Below are 16,313 nucleotides of genomic sequence, written 5' to 3'. Positions count from 1 at the left end.
CCCTGTTCCCGTCCGCCCCAAAACCAAAGCCCAACTCAACGCCGAAGAACAAGCACTCGAACCCCGCCACCTCACCTGGGACGAACTCATGGCCCTCCCCCTCTCGCCCGACGCGGACATCCCTTTCTAGGTTCGGATCGTCGCCTTCACCAACGCCGGCGTCGCCGTCAATAGATCCGGTCAGCCCTCGAAGTGCGGCAGTCGGCCGAGGCCGTCGGCGATCGGGATCGAGTCCAGCAGGCGGCGGGTGCAGGCATCCGTCGGGTTCGCCCACAGCTCCTCGGTGACGCCCGATTCGACGACGCGGCCCCGGTTCATCACGACGACCCGGTCGGCAATCAGCCGCACCACCGAGAGGTCGTGACTGATGAACAGCAGCGAAGCGCCCACCTCGCGCGCGAGCTCGCGCATCAACCGGGCGATCTTCGATTGCAAGGAGGCGTCGAGCGACGCGATCGGCTCGTCTCCGATCAGCAGCGTCGGCCCGGTTGCGACGGCCCGCGCAATGGCGATGCGCTGCCGCTGTCCGCCGCTGAACTGGTGCGGAAACGAGTTCGCTGCCGTCGCCGGCAGCTCCACCTGGTCGAGCAGGTCGACGACGGATGCCGCGGTGCCCGGATTGATGCGCCGCGCGTCCTCGATCTGCGCACCGACCCGGCGCCTGGGATTGAGCGAGGCGTAGGGGTTTTGGAACACCATCTGGATGCGCAACAGTTCGCTCGGCCGGCGGGCCAGGGTCAGCGGCCGAATCGGGATGCCGTTGAAGCTTGCCGCTCCGGTGAACCCGGGCTGGAGGCCGCAAATCAGCTTCGCAAGGGTCGACTTGCCGCAGCCGGACTCACCGACGAGCCCCACGACCTCGCCGGGTGCCACCGTGAGCGAGACCGCATCGACGGCGGTCAGGGTGCCACCTCCGCGCTGATGATGGGTCGCTGAGACCTGGTCCAACACGAGTCCGTCGGCCGTTCTCGCCACCCTAATCACCTTTCTGAAAGTTGGGCAGGGACTCGATCAGCGACCGGGTGTACTCCTGTTGCGGGTTGCGGATCACGTCGAATCGCGACCCGAATTCAATGACCCGACCGTTGCGCATCACCGCGATATTGTCCGCGAGGCCCGACATCACCCCGAGGTCGTGGGTGATCAGCACAATCGTGAGGCCGAGCGAGTCGCACAGCTCACGCAGCAGGTGCATGATGCCGGCCTGAACCGTGACGTCGAGCGCCGTGGTCGGCTCGTCGGCGATCAAGATCTTCGGCTCGCAGGCGATCGCGCCGGCAATCGCGATGCGTTGCAGCTGTCCGCCGCTGAACTGGTGCGGGTATTTCGTGAGCGCCTGCTCGGGGTCGGGCACCTTGACCCGTTGCAGGAGCTGCACCGCCCGGGCCAGGGCCTGCTTGCGGGAGAGTTTGAGGTGGTAACGCATATGGTCGGTCAGTTGCTCGCCGATACTGATCATCGGATGCATGCTGGCCGCCGGATCTTGGAACACCAGGGCGATCTCGGTGCCGCGGTACTGGTTGAGCTGCTTCTGGCTCTTCGTGACGAGGTCGGTGCCGGCGTAGAGAATCTGGCCGGAGAGCTGGGATCCCTCGGGAAGCAGGCCCAGCAGCGCCATGCCGGTGAGGGTCTTGCCTGACCCCGATTCCCCGGCCAGGCCCGTGATCTGCCCACCCGCGGCATCCAGTGTGACGCCGTCGAGCAGTTTCTTGCCGCCCAACTCGAGTCTCAGATTGCGGATGCTGATGCCGGTCATGACAGCCGTCCGTTCGAGCGGGGGTCGAGGGCGTCCCGCATGGCGTCACCCATGAAGTTCACCCCGACCACGATGGTGAAAATGGCGAGCCCGGGAAACGCGGCGATCCACCAGGCCGAGAAGTTGGACGTGCCGTCGGAGACCATCGAGCCCCACTCCGGTGCCGGCGGCACGGCACCGAGGCCGAGGAAGGACAGTCCCGAGAGCAGCAGGATGGCGCTGCCGAAGTCGGCCGCGGCGAGAACGAGCATCGGCGAAGCGACGTTCGGTGCGATATCGCGCCGGAGCGAGGTGAACACGCCGCTGCCCATCAGGCGCCCGGCGATCACGAACTCGCTGCTGCGCAGGCTGATCACGAGCGACCGGGAGATACGGGTGTACTGCGGCCAGCTCACAAGCAGCAGCGCGATCACGGCGTTCATCAGGCTCGGACCGAGGGCGGCCGCGATGACCATGGCCAGGATGATCGACGGAAAGGCGAGCACGACATCCGTCACCCGCATGATCACCTCGTCGACGGCCGTGCCGAGGAAACCGGCGACCGCACCGAGGACGGTGCCGAAGAGCAGCGAGATGACCACGAGGATCATCGCGACCGGGATCGAGGTGCGGGTGCCGGCGATGACGCGCGAGAAGACGTCGCGGCCGAGGGCATCCGTGCCGAACCAGTTGGTGCCGTTCGGCGCCAGCAGCCGAGCTGACTCTTGGGCGAGCGGGTCGAAGGGAGCCAGCCAGGGAGCGAAGACGGTGACGAGGAGCCAGAGCACCACGATCACCGTTCCGCTGATGGCGAGCGGATTTTTCCAGGCGTCCGGCACCCGCATCAGCCGCTTTCGGCCGGGCACCGTCACACGAGTGTTGCTCACTGCACCCTCACTCTCGGGTCGATCAGGCCGCAGAGCAGGTCCACCGCGAAGTTGGTGAAAATGTAGACCACGCCAATGAGCAGCCCGACCCCCATGATCGCCTGCAGGTCGAGGCTGATCGCCGCCATGTAGGCGTACTGGCCGAGGCCGTGCCAGGAGAAGACGCTCTCGGTGAGTACGGCCCCCGAGAGCAGCGACCCGAAGGTCAGGCCGCTCATGGTCAGGATCGGCAGCGACGCGCCGCGCAGGATGTAGCGCACGACGACGATCCGGTGGGGCAGCCCCTTGGCCCGGGCGGCCTGAACGTAGTCGTGCCGCACCACGTCGAGGATCGCCGACCGCGAGAACCGAACCAGCGTGCCGATCGTGAAGAGGGTGAGCACGACGGCGGGCAGCACGAGATGCGAGAGGGCGTTCCAGAACAGGTCGGGCTGACCGGCGACGAGGCTGTCGATCGTGTACATGCCGGTGACCAGGGGCGGGGGAACCAGTGCCGAGTCGAGGCGGCCCGAGCCCGGCGCCCAGTGCAGCTGGTAGAAGAACACGTAGTAGATGAGCATGGCGATCCAGAACACCGGAAGCGAGATTCCGAACAGGCTCAGCACCCGAATCGTCTTGTCCACCGCCGTCTGGTGGCGCAGCGCCGCCAGCATGCCCAGCCCGACGCCGATGACCGTTGAGAACAGCAGCACGAACAGGGCGAGTTCGAGCGTCGCCGGAAACGCCCGGGCCAGGTCGTCGGCGACCGGACTGCGGGTCTGGGCCGACACGCCCATGTCGAAGGCCAGGAGCCGGGTCAGGTAGAGCCAGTACTGCACGATCAGGGGCTCGTCGAGTCCCATCTCGGTGCGCAGTGCCGCGACGATCTCGGGGTTGTTCGCGGCCTGCTCGCCGAGCACCGCGTTGACCGGGTCGGTCGGCACGAGGTTGGTGACCACAAAGGTGACCACCGTGACCCCCCACACCAGCAGGATGCTGATGCCGAACCGCAACGAGATGTAGCGCAGCAGCGGATGCTGGCGGCGGGGCGGCCGGGGCGCCCCGGTTTCCGCCGCCGGCGCCCCGCCGGGTACTCTCGCATCGGTTGTTGTCAGTGCCATGGGTGGGGGCCGCTGGTCGTTCGCTAGCTGCCGGCGACGGTACTGAAGTCGATCGCCCACAGGGCGTTCGAGGCGATGCCGGTCAGCGCCACGTCACCGATCACGATCTCCGCCGGCTGGAAGAGCGGAATGTAGGGCCCGTAGTCGTTCAGCGCTTCCTGGAAGGCGATGTAGGCATCCGCCCGATCGTCATCACCGGAGGCCGCCGCGGCCGCCGCCGCGAGAGGCTGGATCTGGTCGGCCGTCGCGCCGTCGCCGAAGTTCCAGGCGGTGCGCGCCCCGATGTTGCCCTCGGGGGCGAAGACGAGGTAGTTGGCGGCGTCGGGGAAGTCGGCGCCCCAGTTGGCCAGCCCGGCCTGGTATTCGCCGCCGCGGAACAGGTCGAGGGTGTTGGCCGCGGTCTGCGGGTTGAGTTCGATGGTCACGCCGATCGCGGCCGCGTTGGCCTGCACGATCTGGGTGACGTTGGCGGCGAAGGCGTTCTCGCTCGAGTAGAGCACGTTGACGATCTCGCCGGCATAGCCGCTCTCGGCGAGCAGGTCTTCGGCGAGGTCAGGGTCGTAGGTGTTGTTCTCGTCGCTCTCGAGCGAGCCGGCGAACTGCAGCGGAACCACGCCGCCGGGCTGCTGGGAACCGAGGCCGACCACGTCGAGGATGCTGTCGTAGTCGATGGCGTGGCGCATGGCCTTCACGAAGTTCACGTCGGCGGCCACCCCGCCGAAGGCATCGTCGGTGTTCAGCCACAGGTAGTAGGTGGCCGCCGACGCGCCCGTCGTCACCGAGAAGTCGTTGGTGTCGACCTGCTCGGCCTCATCCGAGGAGATGTTGAGGGCGATATCGGTCTGCCCGCCCTCCAGGTTGATGCGCTGGGTGTCGGCGCCCACGTTGTTGATCACGATGCGGTCGTAGTAGGGTTCCTCGCCGGCGTAGCTCGGGTTCTTCACGAGGCTGATCGCCGTGGTCACCGCGACGGTGTCGTACATGTAGGGCCCGGAGCCCACGGAGGTGCTGGTCAAAAACGTTTCCGCGGCATCCGTCTCGTCGAGGGTGCCCCCGTTGTCGACCACCGCGGACTGCTGCAGAATCGACAGCGCCGGGTTGGGCAGGATGAAGGGGAGCTGCGGGTTGTCGGTCTCGCTCAGCAGCTCTACGGTCTGGTCGTCGACCTTGGTCACCGTGACGCCATCGAGAAGGAACGACGGGTTACCGAGCACGCCCTGCAGGCGCTGGTAGGAGAAGACCACGTCGTCGGCGGTCACCGCGGTGCCGTCCGAAAAGGTGCTGTCCCCGGTGAGGGTGAGGGTCACGAGGCGGTTGTCGTCGGAGATCGTGTAGTCGGCGACCTGCGGAACGAGGGTCGAGAGGTCGGACCCGGCGAAGGTGAGCGCGGTCTCGTAGACGTTGTGGTTGACCATGGTTCCGGTGGCCTCGAAGGCGCGGGCCGGGTCCATGCTGCTGAGAGCGAAGGTGCTGTCTACGACCAGAGTGGTCTGCTCGGCCGCCGGGTCACTCTCGGTCGCGGCGCACCCTGCCAGGATCAGGGTCAGCGCGGCACCAGCAGAGACTGCCGCAATCGTTCGTTTTTTCATACCGGTGAGATGTGCGAGATGCGTACCCATTGGTCCCCCAAGATCGATTTTCTCTAGTTAACTGGTTCTAGATTTCGAGAATAATTCGAACGCATAAACGCAGAGATACGCATCTGATTCGCAGTCCACATGTACGCAGGGAGCTCGGAATGAGCAGAATTCTAGTCGTTCAGAACGCACCGGCCACCGGGCTCGGGCGCTTCGAGGGCTGGCTGAACGAGAACAACGTAGCGACGGATGTCGTGCACGGCTCGGTCGGCCTGCCCGCTTCCCTCGACGGGTTCGACGGTCTGCTGCTGCTCGGCGGCGGCTTCATGCCCTCCGACGATGCGCACGCCGCCTGGCTGCCCGCGGAACGGGCGCTGGCCGCCGAGGCCCTGGGCCGGGGCCTGCCCACGCTCGGAATCTGCCTCGGCGCACAGGTGCTCGCCCTCGTCGCCGGCGGCACGGTCGCCGCCGACCACGGCGCGCCGGAACGCGGCGCGACCCGCATCACCCTCACCGAGACCGCCGCGCACGACGCGGTGTTCCAGCACGCGCCGGCCTCGTTCCACGCCATCCAGAATCATCGGGATGCCGTCACCGCTCTCCCTCCGGGGGCTGTGCTGCTGGCCTCGAGCGAGCGGTGCCCGATCCAGGCCTTCCGCGTGGGCGACCGTGCCTGGGGCGTGCAGTTCCACCCCGAGATCGCCGCCTCCCGGGTCAGCACGTGGCAAGCGGATGCCGTCGCCGCCGACGGTTTCGTTCTCGCCACCCTCATCGCCCGGGCAGATTCAGAAGAGCCCAATAGCCTCCAGGTCTGCCGTGGGCTCGCCGACAATTTCGCCGCCGTGGTGCGCGAAACCGCCCGGGTGTCGGCCAGCTCCGGTAGGGGCCCGCTCCGCTTCTAGGCCAGAAAGCTCCGGTAGTTGTCGTCGTTGGCCCGCAAGACGCGCAGCACGTTCTGATAGCCGAGTTTCAGCAGGTCGTCCCGCTCCCACCCGCGAGCCGACAGCTCCGCGAACAGGTTGGGGTAATCGGCCACGGTCGTGAGGCCCACCGGCATCTCCGGGCTGCCGTCGAAATCGCCGCCGATGCCGATGTGGTCGATACCGGCGACCCGCCGAGCGTGCTCGACGTGGTCGGCCACGTCGGCGACCGTCACCGCCGGCGGCTCGCCGATCGAGCCCGCGTCCTGCCAGGCACGAAAGTCCGCCGAGATGAACGAGGGCACGAAGGTGATCATCTGCACTCCGCCATTGGCGGCGAGCCGGGCAAGGATCTCGTCGGGAGCGTTGCGCGGGTGCGGGTTGAGGGCGAAACAGGAGGAGTGGCTGAAGATGAGCGGCAGAGTGCTCGCATCGAGGGCGTCACTCATCGTGGCCGCCGAGACGTGCGAGAGGTCCACGATCATGCCGATGCGGTTCATCTCGGTGATGACCTCGCGGCCCCGATCATTGATGCCGTCGTGCAACACGGCGCCCACGGCCGCGTCGGCCCACTCGGTCGACGAGTTCCAGGTGAGCGTCATGTAGCGCACGCCCGCCCGGGCGAATTCGCGCAGAACCGCGAGGGAGTTGTTCATCTGGTTGCCGCCCTCGACGCCGATCAGCGAGGCGACGTGGCCGGTGGCCTGCGCCCGGTCGACGTCGTCGGCGGTCACCGCCCACTGAAAATCGTCGGGGTAGGCCTCGACCATGCGGTGCACGAAGTCGATCTGCTCCAGCGTGGCCTGCACCGAGTCGGCACCCTCGAGATCGGTGTGCACCCAGACCGACCAGAACTGGCCCTGCACTCCCCCGCGACGCAGCTTGGGGACATCCGTTTGCAGCAGGCTGAGCGCGGAGTGGGGCTCCGAGTCGAGGTCGGCCACGGAGTAGTCGCGCTTGTCGCGGCATGCCCAGGCCAGGTCGTTGTGCCCGTCGATCACCGGAATCAAGTTCTGCAGCGTCATGAGATCTCCCCCTGTGTTTACGGCCAGCCTACGACGTTGGTGCGTGCCGGGCCGGTCAGCGGATGACGGCGGGCGACCAGGCGTGCTCGATCAGCAGGCGAGGCGCGCTCGAACCGTCTCGGGGGGCGGCCCAGACGTCGCTGTCGCCCGAGTCATCCGCTCGCAGCACCCCGTAGATCACGGTGGAGTCGTCGAGCCACTCGACCTGGTCGTCCACGTTGCTCGGTTCCGGCAGCACGACCTCCTCGTTCGTGGCGAGGTCGAGCACCGCGACGGTCCAGGTGGTCGTGGGCGTCGTGGACACGACCTTCTTGTAGGCGAGGTGCGTGCCGTCCGGCGAGACCGAGGGGCACTCGACCCCGTCCCGCACGGCGACCAGGGTGCGGGCGGCACGATCGCCCTGCACCAGCCAGGTGCGACCACCCGAGTCCGCGGTCGCATAGAACACGTTGGGATCACTCGTGAACGTCACACCCCAGATGTTGCGATCGGCGGCGGTGACCCGGCTGCCGGCCACGGTCAGGGCGAAATCTTCGAGGGTGCCCGAGTCTGCACCGTCGACCTCGGCGATCTGGGTGTTGATCGCGAACCCGACCGAGGCGTAGGTCTCGCCGGTGATGAAGGCGCTGAACGACACCAACTCTGAATCGGCGCTGATGCGGGTGCGGCTCGGGATTCCGGGCAACGGCCAGGACTTGACCAGCGCGCCCCGGGCATCGAGCAGGTCCGCGGTGAAGGTGGTCACCACCCCGCGGTTGACGCGCAGGCACATCTCATAGGTGTTGGTGGCGTAGACCCGGTCGCACGACACGTCGCTCAGCACCCGTGGGCCCGACGGATCGGTCAGAGGCACCGCGGCGACCACGCCGTAGCCCTCGCCGAGGGCGGTGTTGCGAAAGACGATGCGGGGGGCGTCCGCATCGCTGCCGGCGACGGCGGCGATGCCGGCCGAGCCCGCTTCGGCCGTCACTACCTCGCTGGACTGTGCCTGCTGGCCCTGATAGTCCGCGAAAGCCCCGATTCCGAAGATGGCGGCTCCCCCGAACAGCAGGACGGCCGCGGCAGAAACGAGCACCCACCGCGTGCGTCCGGTCAGGCCGGCCGTGCCGCTACCCGTCATCAGGACACCCGGGGCCGGGCAAGATACGGCCGCAAGAGCAGTGCCGCCGCCGGAATCGCCACGGCCAACAGCGCGGCCACGATCAGCACGGCCGTCTCCCGGCCCAGGGCGAACCAGAGAAATCCGAACCCGGTCGACGCCACCAGCCGGGCGATCGCCACGACGGTCTGGGCGGCGGCGATTCCGCTCGCGGTGCTTCCCGCCGGGGTGTATTGGGCGGCGAGCGCCGCGAGCACCCCGTCCGAGGCCGCATAGAACAGGCCGAGGAGCACGAGGCAGCCGACCGTCGCGAGCGCTCCGGTGGTCGGCAGCGCCGCACAGACATAGGCGGCGAGCAGGGCGCCATGGCCGATGATGAACACCCGCAGCCGGCCAAACCGGTCGGCCAGCCGGCCGAGCGGCACGGCGCAGACCAGGAAGGCCAGGTTAGTGCCGACGTAGAGCAACGGAAACCAGGCCGCCGCGAACGAGCTGCGGGCCTGTAAGACCAGATAGATGAAGCCGTCCCCCACGGTGAGCAGGCCGAAGATGCCGGCCACGACCAGGAGCCTCCGTAGTCGCGGGTCGTTCAGATGGCGCCAGCGAAACCGCGGCCGGGCGACGGATGCCGCGGGCCCGGCCTCGGCGGTAACCACTGCGGGTGCGCGGCGACTCACATTCGGTACGAGCAGGCCGAGGATGACAAGCCCGAGCAGGGCGAACGCCAACGAAATCACAAAAATCACGCTGTAGCCGCTCGGGATGAAGAAGAGCACGAGAAACGCCAGCAGGGGGCCGATAGCGGCCCCGATCGTGTCGAGCATGCGGTGCACCCCGAAAGAGCGACCCAGGTTTTCGGGCAGCGAAGAGGCGGTGATCAGGGCGTCTCTCGGAGCAGTGCGCACTCCTTTACCCAACCGGTCCACCGTCACGACCGCGGCGATCACCCCAAAGCCGGTGCCGACCAGAAGTCCGACGCGGGCGAGCGCCGACACGCCGTAGCCGAAGAAGGCGATCCATTTCGGCTGCTCGGTGCGATCAGCCGCGTAACCGCCGGCAATGCGCACCACGGCGCTCACGCCCTGGTACAGACCGTCGATGAAGCCGAAAGCGATGGTCGAGAGCCCGAGGACGCTCGTGAGATAGAGCGGCAGGATGGCCGAGACCGACTCCGACGAGATGTCGGTGAGCATGCTGACCACACCGAGGGCGATGACGGTCGCGGAGACCTTGGCGCCGGTCTTTCCGGTGGTCGGGGAGGGAACATCCGTCAATCGGGCACGGTCTGAAAAGGAGATGTACACGGAATCCGTTCGGTAGGTGCTCGCTGGGCGCTAGGCGCCAGCGGAGAAAAGTCCTCGGAGGGTATAGGCGGTGAGGCCGTCCGCCGCGGACTCGATCGTGACGATCACCGAATCGTTGCCGCGGTAAAAGGTCTGCACGGTGGCGTCGCCCGACGTGGTTGCCGGGGTCCCGCTGAGACCGACGGCGCCGAACGCCGCCACGTAGTGGGCCAGGACCTTCATTCCGACAGCGGATGTTGTCGCCGCCAGGCTCGCGGTGACGGTCTCGTCGGAGGCGCTCACCGATGAGGCGGTCACCGCGGAGTCGGGGAGCGGGCTGATCACGGCGGGCAGCCCCGCGACCAGCCGGCCGGCGGCTTCCGCATCGACGGGTTCCGGGTCCTGAAGCAGGTCTGGCAACGCCTCAGACGCAGGCAGCCCGGTCGTCTCCTCGGCGAGCGGCAGTACCTCGATGCCCGGCCCGGCCGCCACCGGGGCCACCGGAATCGACACTGCCGGCGGGGCGGGGGCCGCACTGGGTACGGTGACCGATGGGTCGGGCGAGACCTCGGGGGCTTCGGGCTCGGCGGGCGGACGCGCCGGGCGTGGCGAGGGCTCGGCCACGGCGGCCAGGGCGGGTCCATCTCCCGACGGCTCGGTGCGCCCTGACCCGGATCCGACCGCGACGGCAACGCACGCGATGACGAGGACGCTGCCCCCGAGGGCCCATCTGGGGGCGTGCGGTCGGTACGTGGCAGGTGGATCGGCGGCTGGAGCGGAGTTCGGCATACAACGTCTCCCGTTCGGGGTCTCGCGCACCGGCCTTCACCGGGCGTTGCGGGCCACGCCTCGGCATGTTTTCCTGACGCGCCCCCCGCTCACGGACGTGAGCATACCTCGAGGATGCCTGACTCCAGCCCGAAGGGGTGACCCCCGAACAGGGAGCATCGTGCCGGCAGAGCGCCGGGTATGGTCTGCTCGTGGCCGATTGAGAAATGGTCATCTTGACGAAAAGCCCCTGGTGAGCGTGCCGCGCACAGTCATCGGGTCACCCGCCCACTCCTGTAACCCGAACTGCAGGGACTGACTGTGACGATAATTCTTGCCCGACGCCCACCCGGTGACCCCCTGTCCCATGCCCACGGCGCCCATTCCGCCACTGCCCACCGGGCCCATCCCGCTGAAGCCGAGGTGAGCGATGAGTGACCCGCAGCCGCTGCTGCCCAGCGTGAGCGCCCTGCCCCTCGGGCGGCGGCCTCGCCCGCGCGTCATCGCCGACCCGATCGCCGAACCGATCAGTACGGCGCGGGTACGGTCAACCGATACCCCCTCGGCAGGTCGAATCTGGGCGGCGCGCTATCGCCACAAGCTTCGTTTGACCGACGTGAGCGTCATCATCGGAACTGTCGCTGTCGCCCTGCTCGCCGTGGTGTCGATCGATACCGCCGCCCCGGTGGCAACCCTGCCCGAAGCGCACTGGCTCATCCCGATCTGCGTCGCCGCGACGTGGATCACAACCCTCGGAACCTTCCACACCCGCGGGCCCCGAGTGGTGGGAGTGGGGTCGACCGAATATAAACGCGTCATCAACGCGAGCGCACTGGCCTTCGGCCTGCTCGCCATCACCTTCCTGGTGCTGCAGGTGGAGAGCTCACGCGTCTATTTTCTCATCGCCTTCCCGCTGGGAGTGCTCGCCCTGACCCTGGAACGCTGGCTGTGGCGCAAGTGGCTGCTGCACCAGCGGCAATTCGGCCACTACCTGGCACGGGCGATCGTGGTGGGCAACCGCGACGACGTGGAATACGTCGTCGGCCAGATGGACGAGAAATCGGGCGCCGCGTACCGCATCGTGGGCGCCGCCCTCGACGAGGCTCCGGCCGATCCGCACGCCAATCAGAGGCTTGCCGTCGGCGACCGCAGCGTGCCCATCGTCGCCGATCTCGCACACGCCGCCGGCGCGGCCGCGAACCTCGGCGTCGACACCGTCATCGTGGCCGGCCACCCGCGCGGCGGCAGCACCTACATTCGTTCCCTGGCCTGGGAGCTCGAGCGCACCACCGCCGAGCTGGTGCTTTCCAGCAGATTGACGGATGTCGCCGGGCCTCGCATCCATTTTCGCCCGGTTGAAGGCCTCCCGCTGATTCACGTGGAGATCCCGCAATTTGAGGGCGGCAAGCACGTTCTGAAGCGAGCACTCGACGTGGTCGCCTGCGGCGTGTCACTCGTGCTGCTGCTGCCGCTGCTGACCGCGATCGCGCTCTTGATTCGGCTGACCAGTCCCGGGCCGGTGCTGTTTCCCCAGGAACGGGTCGGCCGCGACGGCCACACCTTTCGCATGCTCAAGTTCCGATCCATGGAGAACAACGCCGAAGAGAACCTGGCGAAGCTGCGCGAACAGAACGAGGGCTCCGGGCTGTTGTTCAAGCTCAAGGATGACCCGCGGGTCACCCGCATCGGCCGGGTGTTGCGCAAGCACTCCCTCGACGAACTTCCCCAATTGTGGAACGTGCTGGTGGGCGACATGAGCTTGGTCGGCCCCCGCCCGCCGCTGCCCGACGAGGTGCGCAGCTACGAGAACCACGTGCACCGTCGCCTGTACATCAAGCCGGGACTCACCGGCATGTGGCAGATCAACGGTCGTTCCGACCTGAGTTGGGAAGAAAGTGTCCGACTCGACCTGTACTACGTCGAAAACTGGTCGCTCGCCGGCGACCTGATGATCATCTGGCGCACCTTCAAGGTCGTCCTGAACCCTGTGGGGGCATATTAATGAGTATCGCGGTCACCGCCGACATCGACCCGAGCGCCGTCATCGGCCCAGGCAGTCTGATCTGGCACCTGTCCCAGGTTCGGGAGTACGCCCGCATTGGCCCGGGCTGCGTGCTCGGTCGCGGATCCTACATCGGCCCGGGAGTCATCCTCGGCAAGAACTGCAAGGTGCAGAACTACGCCCTCATCTATGAGCCGGCGCTGCTTGAGGACGGTGTCTTCGTCGGCCCGGCGGCCGTGTTCACCAACGATCTGTTTCCGCGGGCGATCAACGTCGACGGCACCCGCAAGACGGAGGACGACTGGGAGATGGTCGGCGTCACGGTGCGCACCGGAGCGTCGATCGGCGCCCGCGCCGTGTGCATTGCCCCGATCACGATCGGACGCTGGGCGATGGTCGCCGCCGGCGCCGTGGTCACCCGCGACGTACCCGACTTCGGCCTCGTCGCGGGGACACCGGCGCGCCGCATCGGCTGGGTGGGCCGCACCGGTGTCGCCCTGCATGAAACCGAGCCGGGGCACTTCGTGTGCCCCGCGACCGGCGAGCAGTATTCGGAACGAGAAGGGATCCTCACGCTCTCATGATCGACTCAACACCGCCCCGCACCCGTGTTCTCATCATCGTGCAGAACCTGCCCGTGCCCCTGGACCGTCGGGTCTGGCTTGAGTGCCAGGCCCTCCGCGACCAAGGCTATTCGGTCTCGGTGATCTGTCCGAAAGGACCCGGCGACCCGGCCCGACAGACCATCGACGGCGTGCACATCTACAAGTACAAACCCGCCCCCGAGGCTACCGGGGCGGCAGGGTTTGCCGTCGAGTTCGCTTACTCCTGGCTGCGAACCGCGGCTCTGTCCCTGCGGGTGCACCGCGATCACGGCTTCGACGTCATCCAAGCCTGCAACCCGCCGGACACCTATTGGCTGCTGGCCTGGCTATGGAAGGCCAAGGGAGTGCGTTTCATCTTCGATCACCACGACCTCAACCCCGAACTCTTCCTCTCCCGGTTCGGCCGGCCCCGCGGCACGGCCGCGAAATTCCAGTACCGCACGCTGCTGTGGCTCGAGCGGATGACCTTTCGAGTGGCCGACCACGTCATCTCGACCAACGCCTCGTACCGGGGCATCGCCCTGCGCCGGGGGCACCTGGCTACGGACGACGTGACCGTCGTGCGCAGCGGACCCGACACCCGGGTCATGCGGCCGATCCACCCCGACGCCGACGCGGCCGCCCACACCGGACCGCTCCTGGCCTACCTCGGCATCATGGGCCCCCAGGATGACGTCGACAAGGTGCTCGACGTCGTCGATGAGCTCGTCACCCGGCGCGGCCGCACCGACCTGCGCGCGGTCATCATGGGCTTCGGCGACTGCCTCGAGGCGCTCAAGGCCGAGGCGATCGCCCGCGGTCTCGACCGGAACGTGCACTTCACCGGCCGGGTCGGCCCCGACGTCATCGCGAATTACCTGAGCGCCGCCGACATCGGGGTGGGACCCGACCAGCGCACGCCCCTCAACGACGTTTCCACGATGAACAAGACCATGGAATACATGGCCTTCGCCCTGCCCTCCGTCTCGTTCGACCTCGCCGAGACGCGCATCTCCGGCGGTGACGCGGCCATCTACGTGCCGACCGGCGACATCGGCGCGTTCGCCGACGCCATCGAACGACTGCTCGACGACCCGGGAGAACGGGCCCGCCTGGGGCGCGCCGCTCGCGACCGCGTCGCCACCGAACTCGACTGGCAGCACCAGGCGCAGCAGTACATCGGCGTCTACGACCGAGTGCTGGGCCACCGCCCGAGCATCTCCCGGCTCGCCGCCTGGCCGTTCGCCGAGCGGATGCTGCCGCCCGGCGCTCCCCACGAGACGGCCGGCTCCCCGAATGAACGGTTCGTCGACCTCGAGGACGCCGACACCTACGAGGAGTTTCTGCTCACCCGCGGTCGCCCGAACCGGGTGGCGGTGAGAGCGCCGATCGTGCTGACGCCGCCGTCGGCAACCTCGCCCACGGCATCCGCCGGCCAGACGGTCGGCAGCTGAGATGTGCGGCATCGCCGGCATTCTGCGCTTCGACCAGGCACCGATCGACCCCGGGGTGCTCGCCGCGATGGCGCGCACCCTCGCCCACCGCGGCCCCGACGCACACGGCTTCTGGCAGGCCCCCGGGGTGGGGTTCGCACACACCCGCCTGTCGATCATCGACCTCGGCGGGTCAGCGCAGCCGATGCAGAGCGCCGACGGCCGCTGGATCATCACCTTCAACGGTGAGATCTTCAACTACCGTGCCCTGCGGGCCAGCCTCACCTACCCGTTTCGCACCGACGGGGACACCGAGGTGATCCTCGCCGGCGTCAGCCGGCACGGCCTCGGCTGGATCGAGAACCTCGTCGGCCAGTTCGCCTTCGCGCTCCACGACAGGACCCTCGGCACCACGCACCTCGTGCGGGACCGGCTCGGGGTGCTGCCCCTGTACTACACGGTTTCTCCGCAGCAGGTGACGTTCGGGTCCGAGATCAAGGCGGTGCTCGCGGCCGAAAATGCGCAGCCGTGCGTGGACCTGCTGAGCCTCGACGCCTACCTGTCCGGCCGTTCCGTCCCCTCCCCCGACACCCTGTTCGAGGGCGTCAAGAAACTCCCCCCGGCACACCGGGCCACCATCACCCCCGAGGGCAGCATCCGCCTGACGCGCTATTGGCAGCCGCCGGCCGCCGACACGCGCGGGCAATGGACACCGGCCGCCGCCATCGACGCCGTGGATGAGGCCGTCACCGAAGCCGTCGACTCGGCCCTGGTCGCGGACGTGCCCGTCGGGGCCTACCTGTCCGGTGGGGTCGACAGCAGCCTCATCGTCGCGAAAATCGCCGCCCTGCGCCCCGACCGCCGAGTGCAGACCTTCGCGGCCGGTTTCGGCAACCCCACGACCGACGAGCTGCCCTGGGCCCGCCGCGTCAGTGAACACGTCGGCACCGACCACCACGAGGTGCACGTGGATGCGCGCGATTTCGAGTCGCTCTGGCCCGAGCTGACCTGGCACCGCGATGCGCCCATCTCCGAACCGGCCGACATCGCCGTCTACCGCCTGGCGCAAACCGCCGGCCAATCGGTGCGTGTGATCCTGTCGGGTGAGGGCGGCGACGAGCTCTTCGCCGGGTATCCCAAGTACCGGGCCGCCCGGGCCGTGTCCGCGGCGAGCGCACTACCCGCCGGGCTGCGCGGCTGGGGCGTCAGCGCCCTCGAACACCGGCTTCCCGCCTCCCTGGCGCGCGCCCGCATCGCCCTGCGCGCCGCGGGCGCCGACACCACCGCCGAGCAGTACCGCACCTGGTTCGCGCCCTTCACCCAGCAGGAGCGTCGTTCCCTGCTCGGGTCGCTGCCGACGCGCGAGCTGAGCCTCGGCAACAACGGCTCCGGCCGCGACGTCATTCGCGAGATGCTCCTGGCCGACCTCGACGGCTGGCTGCCGGACAATCTGCTCGAACGCGGCGACCGGATGTCGATGGCCGCGTCCCTGGAGCTGCGCCCGCCGCTGCTCGACCACCGCCTCGTCGACCTGGCCTTCCGCCTGCCGTCCTCGGTCAAGGTGCGCGGCGGCACCACCAAATGGGTGCTCAAAGAGGTCGCGCGCCGCTATCTGCCGGCCGAAGTCGTCGATCGGCGCAAGGTGGGCTTTCGGGTGCCGCTCGGCGACTGGTTCCGGTCGGGACTGCGCGACTCGATGTGGGACCGGCTCACCGGAGCAGACTCCTTCGTCGGCCAGACCCTGGATCGCACCGCCGTTCGCGAGCTGCTCGAACGCCACGACAGTGGTCGGTTCAACGAGGAGAACCGCATCTGGACGCTGATGTGCCTCGAGGTCTGGCACGAAACCTTCTTCGGAACCCACTCATCCGCTCGCACCATTTCGAACCAGAGGGACTGA

Annotated in this window: 14 protein-coding genes; 5 read left to right on the top strand and 9 right to left on the bottom strand. The window is 68.0% G+C overall.

The features are described from left to right. Nucleotides 1–180: 180 nt before the first annotated feature. Genes D6T64_RS06490 through D6T64_RS06470 form a run of 5 tightly spaced genes read right to left on the bottom strand, consistent with a single transcriptional unit; the run spans nucleotide 181 to nucleotide 5,311 of the window. Nucleotides 181–975, bottom strand: coding sequence for an ABC transporter ATP-binding protein (locus tag D6T64_RS06490; protein WP_233550876.1), 795 nt, complete (start codon nucleotides 973–975; stop codon nucleotides 181–183). A 1-nt stretch (nucleotide 976) separates the two neighbouring features. Then, nucleotides 977–1,756, bottom strand: coding sequence for an ABC transporter ATP-binding protein (locus tag D6T64_RS06485; protein ID WP_119973343.1), 780 nt, complete (start codon nucleotides 1,754–1,756; stop codon nucleotides 977–979). Continuing rightward, on the bottom strand, nucleotides 1,753–2,622 hold the full coding sequence (locus D6T64_RS06480) for an ABC transporter permease (RefSeq protein ID WP_233550875.1): 870 nt from the start codon (nucleotides 2,620–2,622) through the stop codon (nucleotides 1,753–1,755). The genes D6T64_RS06485 and D6T64_RS06480 overlap by 4 nt, the downstream gene beginning before the upstream one ends. Then, nucleotides 2,619–3,722, bottom strand: coding sequence for an ABC transporter permease (locus tag D6T64_RS06475; RefSeq protein ID WP_119973339.1), 1,104 nt, complete (start codon nucleotides 3,720–3,722; stop codon nucleotides 2,619–2,621). Before D6T64_RS06475 ends, D6T64_RS06480 begins: the two co-directional genes overlap by 4 nt. Nucleotides 3,723–3,745: 23 nt before the next feature. Beyond that, nucleotides 3,746–5,311 carry an ABC transporter substrate-binding protein gene (locus D6T64_RS06470; protein WP_158594837.1) on the bottom strand — a complete coding sequence of 522 codons (1,566 nt, stop codon included), beginning with the start codon at nucleotides 5,309–5,311 and terminating at the stop codon, nucleotides 3,746–3,748. A 149-nt stretch (nucleotides 5,312–5,460) separates the two neighbouring features. On the opposite strand from D6T64_RS06470, the gene D6T64_RS06465 reads away from it, so the two are divergent. After that, nucleotides 5,461–6,201, top strand: coding sequence for a type 1 glutamine amidotransferase (locus tag D6T64_RS06465; RefSeq protein WP_119973334.1), 741 nt, complete (start codon nucleotides 5,461–5,463; stop codon nucleotides 6,199–6,201). On the opposite strand, the gene D6T64_RS06460 is transcribed toward D6T64_RS06465, so the two are convergent. Genes D6T64_RS06460 through D6T64_RS06445 form a run of 4 tightly spaced genes read right to left on the bottom strand, consistent with a single transcriptional unit; the run spans nucleotide 6,198 to nucleotide 10,250 of the window. Then, on the bottom strand, nucleotides 6,198–7,244 hold the full coding sequence (locus D6T64_RS06460; protein WP_119973332.1) for a dipeptidase: 1,047 nt from the start codon (nucleotides 7,242–7,244) through the stop codon (nucleotides 6,198–6,200). The genes D6T64_RS06465 and D6T64_RS06460 overlap by 4 nt on opposite strands. 55 nt (nucleotides 7,245–7,299) lie before the next feature. Continuing rightward, complete coding sequence (locus tag D6T64_RS06455) at nucleotides 7,300–8,364, bottom strand: TolB-like translocation protein (RefSeq protein WP_119973330.1); 1,065 nt, start codon at nucleotides 8,362–8,364, stop codon at nucleotides 7,300–7,302. Further along, nucleotides 8,364–9,647: an MFS transporter gene (locus D6T64_RS06450; RefSeq protein ID WP_377012501.1), complete on the bottom strand. Its 1,284-nt coding sequence runs from the start codon at nucleotides 9,645–9,647 to the stop codon at nucleotides 8,364–8,366. Before D6T64_RS06450 ends, D6T64_RS06455 begins: the two co-directional genes overlap by 1 nt. 30 nt (nucleotides 9,648–9,677) lie before the next feature. After that, a complete protein-coding gene (locus D6T64_RS06445) occupies nucleotides 9,678–10,250 on the bottom strand; it encodes a hypothetical protein (protein WP_158594836.1) in 573 nt (190 codons plus the stop codon). A 574-nt stretch (nucleotides 10,251–10,824) separates the two neighbouring features. On the opposite strand from D6T64_RS06445, the gene D6T64_RS06440 reads away from it, so the two are divergent. The 4 genes from D6T64_RS06440 to asnB are packed head-to-tail and all read left to right on the top strand — an operon-like array spanning nucleotide 10,825 to nucleotide 16,313. Beyond that, the gene (locus D6T64_RS06440; RefSeq protein WP_119973326.1) at nucleotides 10,825–12,396 is read left to right on the top strand and encodes a sugar transferase; all 1,572 of its coding nucleotides are present in this window, start codon (nucleotides 10,825–10,827) and stop codon (nucleotides 12,394–12,396) included. Further along, nucleotides 12,396–12,980: an acyltransferase gene (locus D6T64_RS06435; RefSeq protein ID WP_119973324.1), complete on the top strand. Its 585-nt coding sequence runs from the start codon at nucleotides 12,396–12,398 to the stop codon at nucleotides 12,978–12,980. Before D6T64_RS06440 ends, D6T64_RS06435 begins: the two co-directional genes overlap by 1 nt. Beyond that, nucleotides 12,977–14,434, top strand: coding sequence for a glycosyltransferase family 4 protein (locus tag D6T64_RS06430; RefSeq protein ID WP_119973322.1), 1,458 nt, complete (start codon nucleotides 12,977–12,979; stop codon nucleotides 14,432–14,434). The genes D6T64_RS06435 and D6T64_RS06430 overlap by 4 nt, the downstream gene beginning before the upstream one ends. A 1-nt stretch (nucleotide 14,435) precedes the next feature. Beyond that, nucleotides 14,436–16,313, top strand: coding sequence for an asparagine synthase (glutamine-hydrolyzing) (gene asnB / locus D6T64_RS06425; protein WP_119973320.1), 1,878 nt, complete (start codon nucleotides 14,436–14,438; stop codon nucleotides 16,311–16,313).

Source organism: Cryobacterium melibiosiphilum, assembly GCF_003602235.1.
Classification (GTDB): domain Bacteria; phylum Actinomycetota; class Actinomycetes; order Actinomycetales; family Microbacteriaceae; genus Cryobacterium; species Cryobacterium melibiosiphilum.
Note: the sequence above shows the minus strand (reverse complement) of the source record. Positions and strands in the feature narration are given on the sequence as shown.

Coding starts and splice junctions, on each gene's coding strand:
- D6T64_RS06485 (WP_119973343.1), bottom strand. CDS start 1,756: ATGACCGGCATCAGCATCCGCAATCTGAGACTCGAGTTGGGCGGCAAG.
- D6T64_RS06475 (WP_119973339.1), bottom strand. CDS start 3,722: ATGGCACTGACAACAACCGATGCGAGAGTACCCGGCGGGGCGCCGGCG.
- D6T64_RS06470 (WP_158594837.1), bottom strand. CDS start 5,311: ATGAAAAAACGAACGATTGCGGCAGTCTCTGCTGGTGCCGCGCTGACC.
- D6T64_RS06465 (WP_119973334.1), top strand. CDS start 5,461: ATGAGCAGAATTCTAGTCGTTCAGAACGCACCGGCCACCGGGCTCGGG.
- D6T64_RS06460 (WP_119973332.1), bottom strand. CDS start 7,244: ATGACGCTGCAGAACTTGATTCCGGTGATCGACGGGCACAACGACCTG.
- D6T64_RS06455 (WP_119973330.1), bottom strand. CDS start 8,364: ATGACGGGTAGCGGCACGGCCGGCCTGACCGGACGCACGCGGTGGGTG.
- D6T64_RS06440 (WP_119973326.1), top strand. CDS start 10,825: ATGAGTGACCCGCAGCCGCTGCTGCCCAGCGTGAGCGCCCTGCCCCTC.
- D6T64_RS06435 (WP_119973324.1), top strand. CDS start 12,396: ATGAGTATCGCGGTCACCGCCGACATCGACCCGAGCGCCGTCATCGGC.
- D6T64_RS06430 (WP_119973322.1), top strand. CDS start 12,977: ATGATCGACTCAACACCGCCCCGCACCCGTGTTCTCATCATCGTGCAG.
- asnB (WP_119973320.1), top strand. CDS start 14,436: ATGTGCGGCATCGCCGGCATTCTGCGCTTCGACCAGGCACCGATCGAC.